Origin of the sequence: Collinsella sp. TF08-11AT, from assembly GCF_003437035.1 — a bacterium.
Classification (GTDB): domain Bacteria; phylum Actinomycetota; class Coriobacteriia; order Coriobacteriales; family Coriobacteriaceae; genus Collinsella.
On sequence record NZ_QSRL01000002.1, the window covers coordinates 20,500 to 37,064 of the forward strand.

Consider the following 16,565-nt stretch of genomic DNA (forward strand, 5'->3'; position numbering starts at 1 on the left):
AGGAGTTGTCATGGACCTGCCTATCAGCTTGGAAGACATCACGTATGCCGAGAACTATCTGGCGCAGGGCGACCTGGCTACGGCGACGCCGCTGCTGGAGCGTCTGGTGGAGCTTGCCGAGGAGTATATCGACGCTGAATGCAAGACGGAGGAGAAGCGCCAGTACTTTAGCTTCGACAGCAAGTTTGAGCGCCTGGCCTATCGCCGCGTGGAGAAGGATCCGCGCGAGCTGGTGCAGGTCGAGGTTCCCTTTGACCGCCTGTACTCCGACATGGCGTTTGCCTACATTCGCCAGCAGGATTATGTGAGTGCTCGGAATGCCCTGATGCAGGCCGTGCGTTGGGATCCCATGAACTGCAACTATCGCTTGGACTTGGCCGAGCTGTTCCGCGCGCTCGAGGACAAGCAGGAGTGGGCATCGCTCTCGTTCTCGGTGCTGGAGCGCGCGAGCGACGGTAAGTGCGCCGCACGTGCCTACACCAACTTGGGTCAGTACTTCTTGGAGCCCGAGACCGAGAACATTTCGGCAGCCGTGGGCTGCGCGCGTCTGGCGCTGCGCCTGGCGCCCAACGATGCGCATACGACGCGCCTGCTCAACAAGATCCATACCACCTATCCGGATGCCGCGGACGAGAGTGACGACCATGTGATGGGTGAGCTCGCCCTGCAGGGCGTGCCGACCTCGCCTTCGGCCGAGATTGCCATCTGCCTGATCATGTGTGCGACCGACGCTGCGAGCGACGGCGACAAGCAGGAGGCTACGCGCCTGACGGTCCGTGCCCGCGACCTGGTGGGCGAAGAGGCGTGCGCGGCGATTATCAAGCTGGTGCGCGAGAGTGATGCCGAGCTTAACGCCGAGCGCAAGGCAAAGCGCGAGGCTGCGGGCTCAAACGCCGATGGCGCCAAGGAGGCCGGCGATGCCCAGTAAGCGCGAGCGCAAGCTCATTTCCAAGAATCGCTCGGCACATCACGAGTACTTTATCGATGAGACGTTTGAGTGCGGTATTGAGCTGAGCGGTACCGAGGTCAAGTCGATTCGCGAGCGCGCGTGCCAGATTACCGATACCTTCGCACTGATTCGTGGCGGGGAGTGCTGGCTCGTCGGCCTGCATATCCACCCTTATAGCCATGGTGGCGTGTGGAATCGCGATTCCGACCGTCGGCGCCGTCTGCTGCTGCACCGCAAGGAGATCGACTTTCTTGACGGCAAACTTCGCAACCGCGGCTATGCGCTGGTGCCGCTGGAGCTCTACTTTAATACCGACGGCCGCGTAAAGCTGCTGCTGGGCCTAGGCCGCGGCAAGAAGCTTTACGACAAGCGCGAGGATATGGCCAAGCGCGATGTCCAGCGCGAGATCGACCGCGCCCTCAAGGAGCGCAATCGCTAGGCGTTCTGTATAAGTTACGGTGGAATACGGACTGTTTTGCCTGTTTGAGGGGCTATTCAGTCCTTATTTCACCGCAACTGCGGGCGTCTCATCTTGCTTATACTGTTTTGACACATATGTCTCAAAGGTGGTGTCCGTTGTGGGCGCCGCCTTTTTTGTGGGTACATACATCCATGAGGTTCCAACCCGGGTTAGGGGAGTGATTGTTATGGACAAAACTGCGTTCTTTACCATGCCGAGCGGTCTGTACGTGGTGAGCGCCGCGGCAGACGGGCTGCGCGCCGGCTGCGTCATCAACACTGCGGTGCAGGTGACGTCCATGCCGCCGCGCATTTCGGTTGCCGTGAACAAGGACAACGTCACCTCGGGCGTCATCGCTTCGGCCAAAGCGTTCGCGCTGACCGTGATCGATCAGACCGCCGATATGCTCTACATCGGTAACTTTGGGTTCCGCACCAGCAGCGATTATGACAAGTTTGCCAAATACGAGACCCGCGAGACGGCTCTGGGCATGCCCTATGTGCCCGAGCACGCGGCGGCCCTGTTTAGCTGCCATTTGATCGACACTGTGGATGTTGGCACGCATCTACTGTTTATCGGCGAGGTCGAGGATGCCGAGCGCTTGAGTGACGAGACGCCGCTCACCTACGATTACTACCATAAGGTCCTGAAGGGCAAGACGCCTCCGAAGGCGTCCTCGTATCAAGGCTAGAAATGTTTTAAAAATACTTGCATTATATTATTGAGAATCTATACTGATAAATGAAGTACATCACCAGTCGCGTTTGAGAGGAGAACATCATGGCTGAGGAGAAGAAGACGTATAAGTTCGTGTGCGTCGTTTGCGGTTACGAGGTTGAGGTCGATACGCCCGAGCTGCCCGAGGATTATGTGTGCCCGGTGTGCGGCGTCGGTCCCGATCAGTTTGAGCTCGTCGAGGAGTAGCTCGCAGACACACGGCGAAAGCCGAACATAGCTCTGTCCAAGGGCCTCGGTCGAATTCTCGGCCGGGGCCCTTTTCCTCCGCCCCCAAGGGATCACGGTTGCTGTTGACCGATCCTGTCTGTTGTGAGTCCGACCGACCTTTTGTCTCAATCTGTAACATCTAACGGTGGAAATTGGGCCCACTTGTTACATATCGAGACAAACCAAAACCGTCCGGCAGAAGATCTCAATCTGTAACATCTAGACATCGAAAGCGGGTCTAGATGTTACAGATCGAGACGTTTGCCTGAGTAGGTGCCCCGCCCCATTACATCCCTGTCAACAACACGACATCGAGAATCGTCACGATGGCACCGATCCCTACGAGCAGCGCGTTGAGTGGACGCGAATTGGCGTATTTGCCCATGACGCGGGGTGAACTGGTGAGCCGTATGAGCACAAAGACCGTAATCGGTAGCTGAAGCGACAGCAGTGCCTGACTCCAGATGAGACCTTCAAAAGGATTTGGGACGACCAGGCACGCCGTCACTGCGCCGACGAAACAGGCCGCCACCCCGATCGAGGAATGTCGGTCGTGGATATCGTATTCCTCGTCGAACATGCCCGCAGTGATGGTCCCCGCCGCCATGCCCGCTGTCACGCTGCTCGATAGTCTCGCGAACAGCAGCGCTACCGCAAAGATGGTCGAGCTCGCCGGGCCCAGAATGGGGGAGAGCGTGGCCGCTGCGACGGCGAGGTCGTCTACGACCATGCCGTGCGCAAAGAAGGTCGTTGCGGCCAGGATGACCATGGCCGAGTTGATTGCCCAGCCCACGCCCATCGAAAAGAGCGTGTCGAAGAGCTCGTAGCGCAGACGCTCTTCGATAACCTGCTCGCCTTGGCCTTCGAAGTGCATGGATTGGATGACCTCGGAGTGCAGAAAAAGGTTGTGTAGCATAACGACCGCACCCAGGACACTCACGATAATCGCGGCAGAGCCAGTGGGCATACTGGGCGTGATCCAGCTTGCGGCGGCTTGCGGCCAGTCGACCTTGACTAGTGCAAGCTCGGCCAAAAACGAGAGTCCTACCACGCCTACGAAGGCGATGATCCAGCGTTCGGCTCGCTTGTAGGAGTTCGTCATGAGCATCGCCATCGATACTGCCGCCACGATGACGCAGCCCGCACGCACGGGCAGCCCAAAGAGCATTTGAAGGGCAATCGCGCCGCCCAGGACTTCGGCCATGGCGGTGGCGATGGTCGCGAGATAGGCGCTGCCGAGCACCGCGCGTCCCACGATGCGGGGGAGAAAGCGGGTCGTGGCCTCGGCAAGGCAGGCGCCCGTGGCGATGCCCAAGTGCGCCGCGTTGTGCTGCAGCACGATGAGCATAATCGTGGACAGCGTGACGATCCACAGCAGCGCGTAGCCAAACTGCGAGCCCGCGGCCATATTGGAGGCCCAGTTGCCCGGGTCGATAAAGCCGACGGTCACGAGCAGCCCGGGGCCGATATGCCGCGCAATGTCTAGGCCTCCGTGACCACCGGTGCGTCGGGAGCCAAAGTGCTGTTTGAGATGGTTGAGCATGGTGCGCTCCTGCGTATGGGCGGCGTGACGTCGCATCTGGGTCGTGCGGCGCCACGCGTCGGATTTGGGTTGGGGCTACTTGTGCGCTTTGCCCTGATTGGCCACGGCGTCGATCTTGGCGGCGATGGTCGCCGGGTCGCCGATGTAGCGCTTGTCGAGGACATTGAAATCGGTATCGAAGGTGTAGACGAGCGGCACGCCGGTGGGGATGTTGACCTTGAGGATCTCCTCGGGCGTGAGGTGCTCGAGCTTCATGACGAGTGAGCGCAGGGAGTTGCCGTGTGCGGCGATGAGTACGCGCTTGCCGGCGAGCATCTGGGGGCGAATCTCGTCTTCGAAATAGGGCCAGGCGCGGGCGATCGTGTCCTTGAGGCATTCGGTATAGGGCAGCTGATCGGGCGCGACATCACGGTATTGCTCCTGGGTGTGGGGATCGCGCGCGTCGTTCGGCTCGAGTGCCGGCGGGCAGATATCGAAGGAGCGGCGCCAGATGAGCACCTGCTCGTCGCCGTGCTCCGCCGCGGCATCGGCCTTGTTGAGACCCTGCAACGCTCCGTAGTGGCGCTCGTTGAGCTTCCAGGATTTGATGACGGGCAGCCACTCGCGATCCATTTGGCCGAGCACGATGTTGAGGGTGTGGATCGCGCGCTTGAGGCGCGAAGTGTAGCAGACGTCAAAGTCGAAACCGGCTTCTTTGAGGGCTCGACCGCCTGCTGCGGCTTCTTCGCGGCCCGTGTCGGTGAGCTCAACATCGGTCCAGCCGGTGAACAGGTTGAGCTTGTTCCACTCGGACTCTCCGTGACGGATGAGGACGAGTTGCATCGTCTGCTGGTCTGCTTGGTGCGCCATGGGGGCCTCCTTGATCTGGCACGGTGTGCGTGCCGTTTGCTTGACGCCGCAAAGGATACCCGTTTTAAGCTTAAAAGTTAACCAAGACTAACAAAATTGTTGTATTTGAATAGGGTGATGAAGGGGGGGCTGCGAACTGTCTTGATCTGTAACAACTAGGGATGGAAATTGGGCCTAGGTGTTACGGATCGAGACAGGAAGAAATGGTCCTATGGAAAATCTCGATCTGTAACAGCTGACCGCCAAAGCCGGCCCTTCGTGTTACAGATCGAGACAAACCAAAACCGTCCCGCAGAAAATCTCAATCTGTAACATCTAGGCGCCAAAATCGGTTCCTCCTGTTACAGATTGAGATGTTTGAAGCGGTGAGCTTACAAGCCGAACTTGGGCGCCTTGTTGCCGCCCTTAAGATTGGCGGTGTCGAGCCTCATCATGCAAAAGTCCGCGCGGCCCTCGTTTTCAGAATGACCCGAAGGGGCCAGATGCACGTACACCGACTGTCCCTACGCCAAACGTGTACGTCAGCCTCCAAAGATGTCGTTTTTTGACATGTTTGGAGGCTGATGTACGCGTTTGATGACAAAACGTAGATGTCCCGCGTGCGTTACGCGATTGTTTCGAAACGGGTGGGAAACACAACGGGCCGGCGATGCTCCTAGTATGCCTATTCAACTGACTGTCTAAATATCTAGGGGAGGATCGCGATGCAGGCAGATTCCGCTCAGCAGCAGGGCCTTTATCGCCCCGAATTCGACCACGATGCATGTGGCATCGGCGCGCTTGCCGATATCAACGGTGAGCGCCATCACCAGATTCTGGACGACGCACTGTCCATTCTGGTCAACTTGGAGCACCGCGGCGGCACGGGACTCGAGAAGAATACCGGCGATGGCGCTGGCATCCTGTTCCAGGTTCCGCATCACTTTTTCCGTAAAGAGGCTCAAAAGTGCGGTCAGATTCTGCCGGCAGAGGGCGACTATGGCGTGGCCATGCTGTTCTTCCCGCAGGACGACAAGGGCGTAGAGGATGCCCGCCGCGTGTTTGAGGAGGGCTGTGCCGAGGCCGGCGTGCCGCTGCTCTTTTGGCGCGAGGTGCCCGTCGACCCGCACGACCTGGGCGAGACGGCCCGCGCCTGCATGCCCACTATCCTGCAGGCCTTCCTGGGCCGTCCGGACGACACGCCCGCCGGCGATGCCTTTGAGCGTCGCCTGTACGTGTGCCGCCGCACCATCGAAAAGAAGGCCGATGCCGAGTTTGCCCTGCGAGACAAGATCTTCTACGTGTGCTCCATGAGCTCGCGCACCATCGTGTACAAGGGCATGCTGGTCGCCACGCAGATGCGCCGCTTCTTCATCGACCTCAACGACGCCGCCGTCAAAACGGCCGTGGCGCTCGTCCACTCGCGCTACTCCACCAACACCACGCCCAGCTGGGAGCGTGCGCACCCCAACCGCTTTATCATCCATAACGGCGAGATCAACACCCTCAAGGGCAACGTCAACTGGATTCGCGCCCGCGAACCCAACCTGTACAGCCCCGTGCTGCAGCACGATCTTGAGCGCGTGATGCCCATCATCAACCGCGAGGGTTCCGACTCCGTGATTCTGGACAACGTGCTCGAATTCTTGGTCATGAACGGTCGCCCGCTCACGCGTGCCGCGTCCATGTTGCTGCCCGAGCCGTGGGACCACAACGATAGCCTGAGTGAGGAGCGCCGCGCCTACGACGCTTACCAGTCCATGCTCATGGAGCCCTGGGACGGCCCGGCGGCCATCGCCTTTACCGACGGTCGCACGCTGGGCGCCGCCCTCGACCGCAACGGCTTGCGCCCCGCCCGCTACTACGTGACGCGCGATGGCCGCTTTATGCTGGCAAGCGAGGTGGGCACCATCGAGGTGAGCCCCGAGAACATCCTGACGAGCGGCTGCCTGGGACCGGGCCAGATGCTCGAGGTCGATTTTGCCCGCGGCCGCGTGATCTACAACGACGAGCTGCGCGCCCGCTATGCCAAGGAGAAGCCCTACCGCGACTGGATTGCCGAGGAGACACTGACCGTCGACGCGCTCGATGAGCCCGCCGCGCCCGCGCCCGCCGAGGATGCCGAGGTGCCCGCCGCCGTGCGCATGGCCAAGCTCGGCTATCACTGGGATGATGTTGACGAGGTCGTGCGCCCCATGGCCCAGCAGGGCAAGGCCCCGCTCGCCTCGATGGGTATCGATGCGCCGTTGGCCTGCCTGTCCAAGAAGACGCGTTCGTTCTTTGACTACTTCTATCAGCTGTTCGCTCAGGTCACGAATCCTCCGATCGATGCCCTGCGCGAGCACATGGTGACTTCGACCACGCTCTACCTGGGCAACCACGGCAACCTGCTCGAGGATTCCCGCACGGCCTGTCAGCTGGTGCGCTTGGAGCGCCCATTGCTCAACGAGGAAGAGTTCGAGCATATCTGTGCCATCGACCGCGTGGGCTTTAAGACCCGTCGTTTCCGTGCCGTCTACCGCCGCGATGCCGGCGAGGGCGCGCTGCAGGCTGCGCTCAAACAGCTTGCCGAGGACGTTGAGGCTGCGGTCCGCGACGGCGTGAACATTGTGGTGTTGAGCGATCGTGCCGCTGCGGGCGAGGTGCCCGTGCCGTCGCTGCTCGCCGTGGGCTGTGTGCACAACCACCTGATTCGCGCTGGCGTGCGTACCTTTGCCGACATCGTGGTGGAGTGCGGCGATGCCGTGTCCCCGCACGACTTTGCGGCGCTGGTGGGCTACTCCGCAAGCGGCATCTATCCGTACAATGCGCATGCGTGCATCCGCGACTTGGCAGCACGCGGCGACCTGGACGTGACGGCCGAGCAGGGCATCGACAACTACAACAAGGCCGCGACGGCGGGTATCGTCTCCATCATGTCCAAGATGGGTATCTCCACGGTGCAGAGCTACCATTCGGCGCAGATCTTCGAAGCCGTGGGCTTTACGCCGGAGTTCGTCAACGCGTACTTTGCCGGCACGGTGGGCCGTGTGGGCGGTATGGGTGTCGAGGACGTTGAGCGCGAGCAAAACGAGCGCTACGACGCCGCGCTCGCTATCCTTAAGAGCCCGGCTCCCGATCAGCTGTCCACGCTGGGCCTGACCAAGTGGCGCCCGCTCGGCGGCGAGGATCACCTCATCGATCCGCAGACTGTCTACTTGCTGCAGACCGCCTGCCGTGAGGACAGCTACGACACCTTTAAGGAGTACAGCACCCGCCTGCACCGCACCGGCCGTGCCGTGCGTCTGCGCGACTTGCTCGACTTTGATGCCAGCGGCCGCACGCCGGTTTCGCTCGACGAGGTCGAGCCCGCGCTCAACATCGTCCGCCGCTTTAACACCGGCGCCATGTCGTACGGCTCCATCAGCAAAGAGGCGCACGAGTGCATGGCTATCGCTATGAACCGCCTGCACGGACGCTCCAACTCCGGCGAGGGCGGTGAGGATCCGCGTCGCGAGACCCCGCTGGCTAACGGTGATTCCAAGAACTCCGCGATCAAGCAGGTGGCAAGTGCGCGCTTTGGCGTGACGAGCCGCTACCTGTGCAGCGCCTTCGAGATTCAGATCAAGATGGCCCAGGGCGCCAAGCCCGGCGAGGGTGGCCACCTGCCCGGCAAGAAGGTCTACCCCTGGATTGCCGAGGTCCGTCAGTCCACGCCCGGCATCGGCCTGATCTCGCCTCCGCCGCATCACGACATCTACTCCATCGAAGACCTGGCCGAGCTCATCTTTGACCTTAAGAACGCCAACCCCGGCGCACGCGTGTCGGTCAAGCTGGTCAGCGAGGCCGGCGTCGGCACCATCGCCACCGGTGTGGCCAAGGGCGCTGCCGACAAGATCTTGATCAGCGGCCACAATGGCGGCTCGGGTGCCGCTGCTCGCGATTCGATCTGGCACGCCGGTCTGCCGCTGGAGCTTGGCCTTGCCGAGGCCCAGCAGACGCTGCTGCAAAACGGCCTGCGCTCGCGCGTGGTGCTCGAGGCCGACGGCAAGCTCATGGACGGCACCGATGTTGCCGTCGCCTGCCTGCTGGGCGCCGAGGAGTTTGGCTTTGCGACCATGCCGCTCATCTCGATGGGCTGCCTCATGCAGCGCGACTGCCAGCAGGATACCTGCCCCGCCGGCATCGCCACGCAAAACTGCCGCTTGCGTCGCGGCTTCCGCGGCAAGCCCGAGCACGTCGAGCACTTTATGCTCTTTGTTGCCGAGCAACTGCGCGAGGTCATGGCAAGCCTGGGCTTCCGCACCGTCGACGAGATGGTCGGCCATCCCGAGTGCTTGCGCCAGATTGAGGTCCCGGGCAACCGCAAGGCTAACCTGCTGGATCTGTCGCCCGTGCTGGCGAGCGCGACCTGCGAGTTCGGTGCCCACATCCCGGGTGCCGACGGCCGTCACTTCCTGCCCCAGATGGCTGCGGACAGCGAGCTCGACAAGACGCTCGACTCCACGTTGTTTGTGCCCTATACGGCCGATGCCCGTGCGCACCTGCGTCCGATTCGCTTCCGCGCCGATATCGCCAACGTCAACCGCTGCGTGGGCACCATCTTGGGCAACGCGGTGACCAAGGCGCATCCCGAGGGCCTGCCCGCCGGCTCCATTACCATCGATTGCGATGGTTCGGCTGGTCAGAGCTTTGGTGCCTTCCTGCCGCGCGGCATTACGCTCAACGTGTGCGGTGACGCCAACGACTACTTTGGCAAGGGCCTTTCGGGCGGCGAGGTGTCGGTGCGCCCAAATCCGCATGCGACCTACAAGTTCGACGAGAACATCATCGTGGGCAACGTTGCGTTCTTTGGTGCCACGAGCGGCCGCGGTTTCATTAACGGTCTTGCCGGTCAGCGTTTTGCCGTGCGCAACTCCGGTGCCACCGTGGTGGTCGAGGGCTGCGGCAACCATGGCTGCGAGTACATGACGGGCGGCCTGGCGCTCATCCTGGGCGAGGTCGGGCAGAACTTCGCTGCCGGTATGACGGGTGGCGTGGCCTATGTCTTTGACCAGTACGGCACGCTCGATGCCCGTGTGAACCACGAGAGCGTTGAGCTCAAGGCCCCGACGGCCGGCGAGCTGGCGCAGATTCGCGAGCTCATCCAGGAGCACGTGGACGCGACGCAGAGCCCGCGCGGCATTAAGCTGCTCTACAGCTTTGAGACGATGAGCAAGCACTTTGTGAAGGTCATTCCGACCGAGTACGAGCGCGTGCTGGCGATTGTCGCGGCGGGCGAGGCCGTGGGCAAGACACATGCGCAGGCCGAGGAGCTGGCGTTTGACATCGTGACCGGTCGCGCGAGCGCCGCGGATGTCGCTCGCTTCGATGTTGCGGGCGGTGCGTCCGTGGCTGCCAGCTCTGTTGCTTCGACCAAGAAGGAGGCGTAAGTGCCATGGGTAAGCCCGGTGCTTTTCTTGATATCGATCGCGTGACCCACGAGCTTCGCCCCGTGGAGGAGCGCAGCCGTGATTTCGATCCGCTGTACGTGGAGCTCGACGACGACGCACGTCGCGCCCAGGCGAGCCGCTGCATGATGTGCGGCGTGGCGTTTTGCCAGATGGGCGCGAGCTTTGGCAAGGCACGTCCGAGCGGCTGCCCGCTGCACAACTTGATTCCCGAGTGGAACGAGCTGGTGTACCGCGGCCGCTGGGATGAGGCTGCCGAGCGCCTGTCGCTCACCTCGCCCATGCCTGAGTTCACGAGCCGCGTGTGCCCGGCGCTGTGCGAGGCCGCGTGCAACCTGGGCTCGGTCGACGGCCAACCCACGACGATTCACGATAACGAACGTGCGATCAGCGACCATGAGTGGGCCAACGGCGGTCCGCGCCGCTTTGAGCCGGCGGGGGAGGATGCGCCCACGGTCGCCGTGGTTGGTTCTGGACCGGCTGGCCTGGTGGCCGCATGGGAGCTTGCGCGTCGCGGCGCCCGCGTGACGGTGTTTGAGCGCGACGACCGACCGGGCGGCCTGCTCATGTACGGCATTCCCAACATGAAGCTCGAGAAGTCTGTGGTCGAGCGTCGAGTGGCGCTCATGCGCGAGCTGGGTATTGTGCTTGAGCTGGGTGCCGATGTGACGGACCCTGCGGTGGCGGCCAAACTCAATGGCTTTGACGCCGTTGTGGTGGCTGCCGGTGCCCGTGCCCCGCGCGGGCTTTCGGCTGCGAACATCGATGCGCCCGGCGTGGTGTACGCCGTGGACTACCTGACGGCTTCGACCGTCTCGGTGCTCGATGGCGGCGAGCCCGCGGTGAACGCACGCGGCCTGGACGTCGTGGTTATTGGCGGTGGCGATACGGGCAACGACTGCGTGGGTACTGCCGTGCGTCAGGGCGCGCGCAGCGTGCGCCAGTTTGAGTTCTTGCCGGCTGCGCCCGATAAGCGCGCGGCGAGCAACCCCTGGCCGCAGTGGCCCAATGTGAAGAAGGCCGACTATGGCCAGCAGGAGGCTATTGCTGCGATGGGTGGCGAGATGCGCGCCTGGGGCGTGGATACGCTCGAGGTGCTGCTGGACAAGAAGGGTGCGGCTGCGGGTCTGCGCGTGGTCGATCTGGACTGGTCGGCGGGAAAGCCCGAGCGCATCGCGGGCTCCGAGCACGAGGTGTCGGCGCAGCTGGTGCTCATCGCCTGCGGCTTTACGGGTCCCGAGCATGGCGTGTTCGATGTGGTGAGCGTGCCTGTCGCCACCGCTGGCCGTCCGCTGCCGGTGATGGCTGCCGAGGGCTCGCATCTTGCGGCGCGTGTCGACGGCGTCGCCGCGGATGCCGCGCCGGTGTATGTTGCCGGTGACGCTCGCAACGGCAGCTCGCTCGTGGTGAACGCTATGGCCGACGCCCTGGCCTGCGCAGCCGAAGTCGCCGACGCGCTGAAGCTGTAAAGTAGTCATTTAAGAACGTCCCCAATGACTGGTCATTTTTGTCTAGTCGTTGGGGACACTCTTTGCGAGCGATTTGCTCGTTTGTCGACGTATGGGTGTTCATTTGTCGACTTCTTTGGCTGTGGTCACCTGTTGTTTCTGTGGTGGCTGCGGGCATCTGGCTCAAAAGGTCGTGTTGGCTGTCTATGTCTACCTGCGGTTTCTTTGCGGTGCGCTCATTCGGTCAAGCTTTTCGTCAAGTGTTTGGTCAGCATCTGGTTTGCAACAAAAGGCCTATTTTGCCTGCGCTGACAGTGGCTGCCCACCCTCCTCGTAAGCTCAAATTGAGGTCCATCAGTTTGAGGAGGATGCCATGACTGACCAAGTTTTTGACCGAGCAGAGCTGGCTGAAGCCGTCGGCAACGATATTGCTGACATGGCTCACTTTTGGATGCTGCGGAAGTTCCAGTTTTTGGAGTCGGCGCGCGAACAGTTCGAGATCATTGTCGATCCGTGGCTCAGCTATTGCACCGAGCCTTCGCAAAACGAAATCATGGCCTACAACATGGCATTTACCGATTGGCTGCTCTTCGAGCGCCCCTATCGCCATGGCAAGACGCTGCTCGAGCTGTATGTTGACGAGCCGCCGGCATCGCTTTCGCCTGCCTCGCTCAAGCGGCTCGAGCAGGTACGCGACACGCAGTATTTCTCGCGCTTTGGCATTTTGGACAAGGATCCTGCGAACGGCATGGTTGCGCTGAAGGACACACGCACCGATCATCGCTTTGATGTCTACGACCCGCATATCGTGCAGAAGGAGCATTGGAACGACGGCGCGATTGCGGTGCGCCTCGCCTGCGTCGACGATGCCTGGCTTACGGCGGGACAGCTCTACCTGTATGACATCGCGCGCCTGAACGACACGGCGGTCGATGGGCCGGGTGCGGTGCATCCCGAGGACCTGCAGGACGGCTTTGACACCTCGTGCATCAGCTTCTTCTTGCGGCTGGTCCGCGACATCATGGGCGCCCAGGGGCGGTACGTGAAGTCACTCAACATCTACGAGCAGGAGTGGAAGTAGGGGATGGGCAGCTGTCGCCTGCCTTGCCCTCTGTCTTTATGTCTCGATCTGTAACGTTTAGGGACAAAAAACCGGTCTACCTGTTACAGATCGAGACGAATACTTGGGCGCCGCTGGTTTGTCTAAATCTGTAACGTTTAGGGGCCTGGAGAACGTCTAACTGTTACAGATCAAGACGTTTATCAGCGGAGGTAACGGTGACAATGGTCCATTTGTCCGATGTGGTGGTGATGGAAGTGTCTAATATCGTTTTCAAACACAAGCATGCAACACGTAACACCTTGGCGCGGAATAGGATGCTCGCGCGGCTCACGGAGGCGGCTGAACTAGGCGTGCTGCTTGTGACGCACGACAATGCCGAGCTTATGTGGCTGCGGCGTCATGTGGGAACCGATGATATTGCGGAGCCCGAGCCGAATTTGTTCTGCTTTCAACATGATTGGGGTGTACTGACGCCGGCGGAGCGAGCGTTGCGCACCATCAAAGGGCTTGCGGAGTTTCATCCCGATTGGGCGTTTTGGGGTTATGACGCGGCACTTTTGTGGGGTCTGGAGGTGCCGAATGATCTGCTTGGGCCGCGATTTCTTGTTAAGACGGGTTGCTCGGTGCCGCTGAGTGCAGGATGCCGGCTGTTGCGTCCGCAGGCGGCGGGTGCGCTTGAACAAGTCGACGGCGTGCGGGTGACGCCGTTTTGGCGCACGGTGAAGGATTGTCTGCTGCGTGCGCCGTTTTCGTATGGTCTGGCGATCGCCGATTCTGCGCTGCGGGCGAAGGGCATATCGCGCGACGACCTCTGCGAACGGCTCCAGGCCGATTGCGAGGGCAGACGCGGGTATCGCAGAGCTCAGGTGATTGCGTCGCATGCGGACGGGCTGTCCGAAAACGGTGGCGAGTCTCGGTTCCGGGCGTTCTTTATTGCATACGGTTTTCCGGTGCCAGAGTTGCAGGTGGAGTTTCGTGACCCGCTTGATTCGAGCCAAGTGTTTCGCGTTGATTATTTCTGGAGGCTCGAGGACGGGACGTGCGTGATTGGCGAGCTCGATGGAAAGGGAAAGTATGCCTTACAGAACGACGAGGGTCGGGAGTCGGTCCACCCATTCGTGGCAGAACGTCAGCGAGAGTCTCATCTGACGATGCTCGGACATAAGGTGCTGAGGTTTACGTTTGATGAGCTCAAGAATCCGGGGAAGCTGGCCGAAAAGATGAGACTGGCGGGCATTCCGCAGTGGGCCGATTTGGCTGAGCAGTGGAGGCGGCAGTGGTATGGGCGCTGAGGGGTGTAACTGACGCGGATGTGGTTGTTCCTGCCGAGTTTGTCTCGATCTGTAACAACAAGGGGCCGTTTGGCCTCGCAACTGTTACAGATCGAGACAGAAGGTTGGCTGCCGCTAAAATATCTCGATCTGTAACATCTAACGGCCGAAAACCTGTCTACTTGTTACAGATTTAGACGTTTGACGACAGAGCTGGAAAATATCTCGATCTGTAACATCTAACGGCCAAAAACCGGTCTAACTGTTACAGATTGAGACAAAGGTTGGACGCGGTGCCGAAAGATCTCGATCTGTAACATTTGGAAGGTTAAAGACGGTCCACCTGTTACAGATCTAGACATTTCCCGGATGTCGCTGGGATGGGGCTGCAACGCATTCCATTCTCCGCATCTCCTCCTTTCTCCGTTGACCGATATGTCCGCAGCAATTCCGCCGCGCTAGGTAATAATGGACAAATGTTGAAGTTTTCTGAGAGGGAGGAGCTCGATATGGCGACTGCCGATCGTCCCACGTTGTTTATCAATGCGACCGTTTTGGATGGCTCGGAGCATATGGAGCCGCAGCCCGATATGGCCGTGGCCGTTGAGCGCGGTGTCATCACATGGATGGGGCCGAGTGCTGTGGCGCAGGCGCCGGCGGGTGCCGAGGTCATCGACCTGGCAGGGGCGTATCTCATGCCAGGTCTCATCAATATGCATGTGCATCTGTGCGGCTCGGGCAAGCCGGTTTCGGCGGGCGATGCGGGTGCACTGATGAAGAAGCTCGACAATCCCGTGGGCCGCGCCATCGTTCGCCACATCCTCAAAGGCAGTGCCCAGCAACAGTTGGCAAGCGGCGTGACCACGGTGCGCGGTGCGGGTGACCCGCTGTTTGCCGATATTGCCGTGCGCAACGCTATCGACGTCGGCAAGTATCAGGGTCCACGTCTGGTGGCGCCGGGAACGGGTGTCACGGTGCCGGGCGGTCACGGTGCGGGGCTGTTCGCGCAGGTCGCCGATACCCCCGATGAGGCGGCCGAACAAGTGCGTGACTTGTATGCGCGCGGTGCCGACGTCATCAAGCTGTTCGTGACGGGCGGCGTGTTCGATGCGACCGAAGTAGGCGAGCCGGGCGTGCTGCGCATGCCGGTCGATGTCGCCGCGGCGGCGTGCAAGGCGGCGCACGAGGTTGGCCTTCCGGTCATGGCCCATGTCGAGAGCACCGAAGGTGTGAAGGCCGCGCTTCAGGCCGGTGTCGACACAATCGAGCACGGCGCTCCGATGACCCCCGAGATCCTGGAGCTGTACCGCGGCGCCGCGGGAACACAGCTCGAGGGACGCGCGCCGAGCGTGACCTGCACGATTAGTCCGGCGCTGCCGTTTGTACTGCTCGATCCGGAAAAGACCCATTCGACCGACACGCAAAAGAAGAACGGCGACATCGTGTGCTCGGGCATTATCGAGAGCGCTCGTGCGGCGCTGGAAGCCGGCGTTAAGGTGGGCCTGGGCACGGACTCGAGCTGCCCGTTCGTGACCCAGTACGACATGTGGCGCGAGGTGGCCTATTATGCCAAGTACGTGGGCGTGAGCAATGCGTTTGCACTGCATACGGCCACGCAAGTCAATGCTGAGCTACTGGGCCTGGGTGACGAGACCGGCACGATTGAGTGCGGCAAGGCGGCCGACATTTTGGTGACGCACGAGAACCCGCTCGATGACCTGTGCGCTCTGCGTGAGCCGATACACGTGATGTGTCGCGGTAACCTGGTGCGCAAACTCAAGGTGAAGCGTATTCCCGAGGTGGACGCCGAGCTCGACGCGATTATGGCCGTGCCTGCCGAAGCGCTGGCCGAGGAGCTCGCCCGCGACGGCGTGGCGTAAGCGCCGGTGTGACGGTGGACAGTCGGCTCGTCGAACGCCGCCGCCTTATACAAAAAAGCCGAGGTCTCAGCAAGAGGCCTCGGCTTTTTTATCGAATAAATGCTTCAGATTTGAGACAAACACTACTGATTCATTTGCCCCACGGCGCGATGCCTAGGAGCGTGTTTCCATCTTGGCGTGGCACTTGGGGCAGGTGACGCGGATCTTGCCCTTGCCCTTGGGGACGGACAGCATCTGGCCGCAGTTGGGGCACTTGAGGTAGGCCGTGGTCTTGCGACCCTTCCACATCTTCTTGGCCGTGCGCTTGGCACGCTCAAAGTCTTCCTTGCTGGTGCCGGCCGTGCGCGAGGCGTTGGCAGCTGCAGCCCCGCCGCCCAAGCTGGCGACGAACTTGCCCAGGCCGGGGACGTTTGCGGTCGCCGTGACAAAGGCATCGTTCTCCTTGCGGCGCGCGTCGATGTTTTTGGACAGGCCGCGCAGCACGCCCAACACGATCACGGCGATGGCGATCCAGCTGAGCCACTGAATATGGGCCATCGATCCGATCATCGCGATGATAATGCCTGCGAAGCCCAACACGACGGTGAGTTCGTCGGCGCCGTTGCGACCCTTCATAAAGTCATTCAAGCGAATTGCCTTTCGTTCGATATGCTGCACGCCTTTATACCCGATTTGGTGCAAAGGGGACAGGTTAAAACATATCTGTCCCCAGAACACCAAGACGGTGCAAAGAAGATTGTTCCCAATGC

12 protein-coding genes are annotated in these 16,565 nt (G+C 61.1%); 9 read left to right on the top strand and 3 right to left on the bottom strand.

The window, feature by feature from the left end; translation table 11 throughout:
- The first annotated feature begins 10 nt into the window (after positions 1-10).
- The 4 genes from DXC79_RS02090 to DXC79_RS02105 all read left to right on the top strand — a co-directional run bounded on the left by DXC79_RS02090 (position 11) and on the right by DXC79_RS02105 (position 2,333).
- A complete protein-coding gene (locus DXC79_RS02090; RefSeq protein WP_117634813.1) occupies positions 11-928 on the top strand; it encodes a hypothetical protein in 918 nt (305 codons plus the stop codon).
- A complete protein-coding gene (gene smpB / locus DXC79_RS02095) occupies positions 918-1,388 on the top strand; it encodes an SsrA-binding protein SmpB (RefSeq protein WP_117634815.1) in 471 nt (156 codons plus the stop codon). Before DXC79_RS02090 ends, smpB begins: the two co-directional genes overlap by 11 nt.
- Positions 1,389-1,596: 208 nt before the next feature.
- Positions 1,597-2,100: a flavin reductase family protein gene (locus DXC79_RS02100; RefSeq protein WP_055251877.1), complete on the top strand. Its 504-nt coding sequence runs from the start codon at positions 1,597-1,599 to the stop codon at positions 2,098-2,100.
- A gap of 89 nt (positions 2,101-2,189) precedes the next feature.
- The gene (locus DXC79_RS02105) at positions 2,190-2,333 is read left to right on the top strand and encodes a rubredoxin-like domain-containing protein (protein ID WP_055251878.1); all 144 of its coding nucleotides are present in this window, start codon (positions 2,190-2,192) and stop codon (positions 2,331-2,333) included.
- A gap of 307 nt (positions 2,334-2,640) precedes the next feature.
- Here the strand turns inward: DXC79_RS02105 and DXC79_RS02110 are convergent, their stop codons facing one another.
- Together DXC79_RS02110 and gpmA are read right to left on the bottom strand one after the other, a co-directional pair.
- The gene (locus DXC79_RS02110; RefSeq protein ID WP_117634817.1) at positions 2,641-3,897 is read right to left on the bottom strand and encodes an Nramp family divalent metal transporter; all 1,257 of its coding nucleotides are present in this window, start codon (positions 3,895-3,897) and stop codon (positions 2,641-2,643) included.
- Between the two features lie 75 nt (positions 3,898-3,972).
- Positions 3,973-4,719, bottom strand: coding sequence for a 2,3-diphosphoglycerate-dependent phosphoglycerate mutase (gene gpmA / locus DXC79_RS02115; RefSeq protein WP_192934503.1), 747 nt, complete (start codon positions 4,717-4,719; stop codon positions 3,973-3,975).
- A gap of 731 nt (positions 4,720-5,450) precedes the next feature.
- Between gpmA and gltB the strand changes: the two genes are divergently transcribed.
- From gltB to DXC79_RS02140, 5 genes are all read left to right on the top strand, one after another.
- Complete coding sequence (gltB, locus tag DXC79_RS02120) at positions 5,451-10,136, top strand: glutamate synthase large subunit (protein ID WP_117634819.1); 4,686 nt, start codon at positions 5,451-5,453, stop codon at positions 10,134-10,136.
- 5 nt (positions 10,137-10,141) lie between these two features.
- Positions 10,142-11,623: a glutamate synthase subunit beta gene (locus tag DXC79_RS02125; protein WP_117634821.1), complete on the top strand. Its 1,482-nt coding sequence runs from the start codon at positions 10,142-10,144 to the stop codon at positions 11,621-11,623.
- A 352-nt stretch (positions 11,624-11,975) separates the two neighbouring features.
- On the top strand, positions 11,976-12,683 hold the full coding sequence (locus DXC79_RS02130) for a hypothetical protein (protein ID WP_117634823.1): 708 nt from the start codon (positions 11,976-11,978) through the stop codon (positions 12,681-12,683).
- 197 nt (positions 12,684-12,880) lie between these two features.
- Positions 12,881-13,957 carry a hypothetical protein gene (locus DXC79_RS02135; RefSeq protein WP_147327466.1) on the top strand — a complete coding sequence of 359 codons (1,077 nt, stop codon included), beginning with the start codon at positions 12,881-12,883 and terminating at the stop codon, positions 13,955-13,957.
- A 488-nt stretch (positions 13,958-14,445) separates the two neighbouring features.
- Positions 14,446-15,816, top strand: coding sequence for an amidohydrolase family protein (locus DXC79_RS02140; RefSeq protein ID WP_233502938.1), 1,371 nt, complete (start codon positions 14,446-14,448; stop codon positions 15,814-15,816).
- 153 nt (positions 15,817-15,969) lie between these two features.
- Here the strand turns inward: DXC79_RS02140 and DXC79_RS02145 are convergent, their stop codons facing one another.
- Complete coding sequence (locus DXC79_RS02145) at positions 15,970-16,443, bottom strand: hypothetical protein (protein WP_199408623.1); 474 nt, start codon at positions 16,441-16,443, stop codon at positions 15,970-15,972.
- Between the last annotated feature and the right edge of the window lie 122 nt (positions 16,444-16,565).

Excerpts from the sequence above, each read along its gene's own strand:
- gpmA (WP_192934503.1), bottom strand. The coding sequence starts at position 4,719 with ATGCAACTCGTCCTCATCCGTCACGGAGAGTCCGAGTGGAACAAGCTC.
- DXC79_RS02125 (WP_117634821.1), top strand. The coding sequence starts at position 10,142 with ATGGGTAAGCCCGGTGCTTTTCTTGATATCGATCGCGTGACCCACGAG.
- DXC79_RS02130 (WP_117634823.1), top strand. The coding sequence starts at position 11,976 with ATGACTGACCAAGTTTTTGACCGAGCAGAGCTGGCTGAAGCCGTCGGC.
- DXC79_RS02105 (WP_055251878.1), top strand. The coding sequence starts at position 2,190 with ATGGCTGAGGAGAAGAAGACGTATAAGTTCGTGTGCGTCGTTTGCGGT.
- DXC79_RS02110 (WP_117634817.1), bottom strand. The coding sequence starts at position 3,897 with ATGCTCAACCATCTCAAACAGCACTTTGGCTCCCGACGCACCGGTGGT.
- DXC79_RS02140 (WP_233502938.1), top strand. The coding sequence starts at position 14,446 with ATGGCGACTGCCGATCGTCCCACGTTGTTTATCAATGCGACCGTTTTG.
- DXC79_RS02090 (WP_117634813.1), top strand. The coding sequence starts at position 11 with ATGGACCTGCCTATCAGCTTGGAAGACATCACGTATGCCGAGAACTAT.
- DXC79_RS02100 (WP_055251877.1), top strand. The coding sequence starts at position 1,597 with ATGGACAAAACTGCGTTCTTTACCATGCCGAGCGGTCTGTACGTGGTG.
- gltB (WP_117634819.1), top strand. The coding sequence starts at position 5,451 with ATGCAGGCAGATTCCGCTCAGCAGCAGGGCCTTTATCGCCCCGAATTC.
- smpB (WP_117634815.1), top strand. The coding sequence starts at position 918 with ATGCCCAGTAAGCGCGAGCGCAAGCTCATTTCCAAGAATCGCTCGGCA.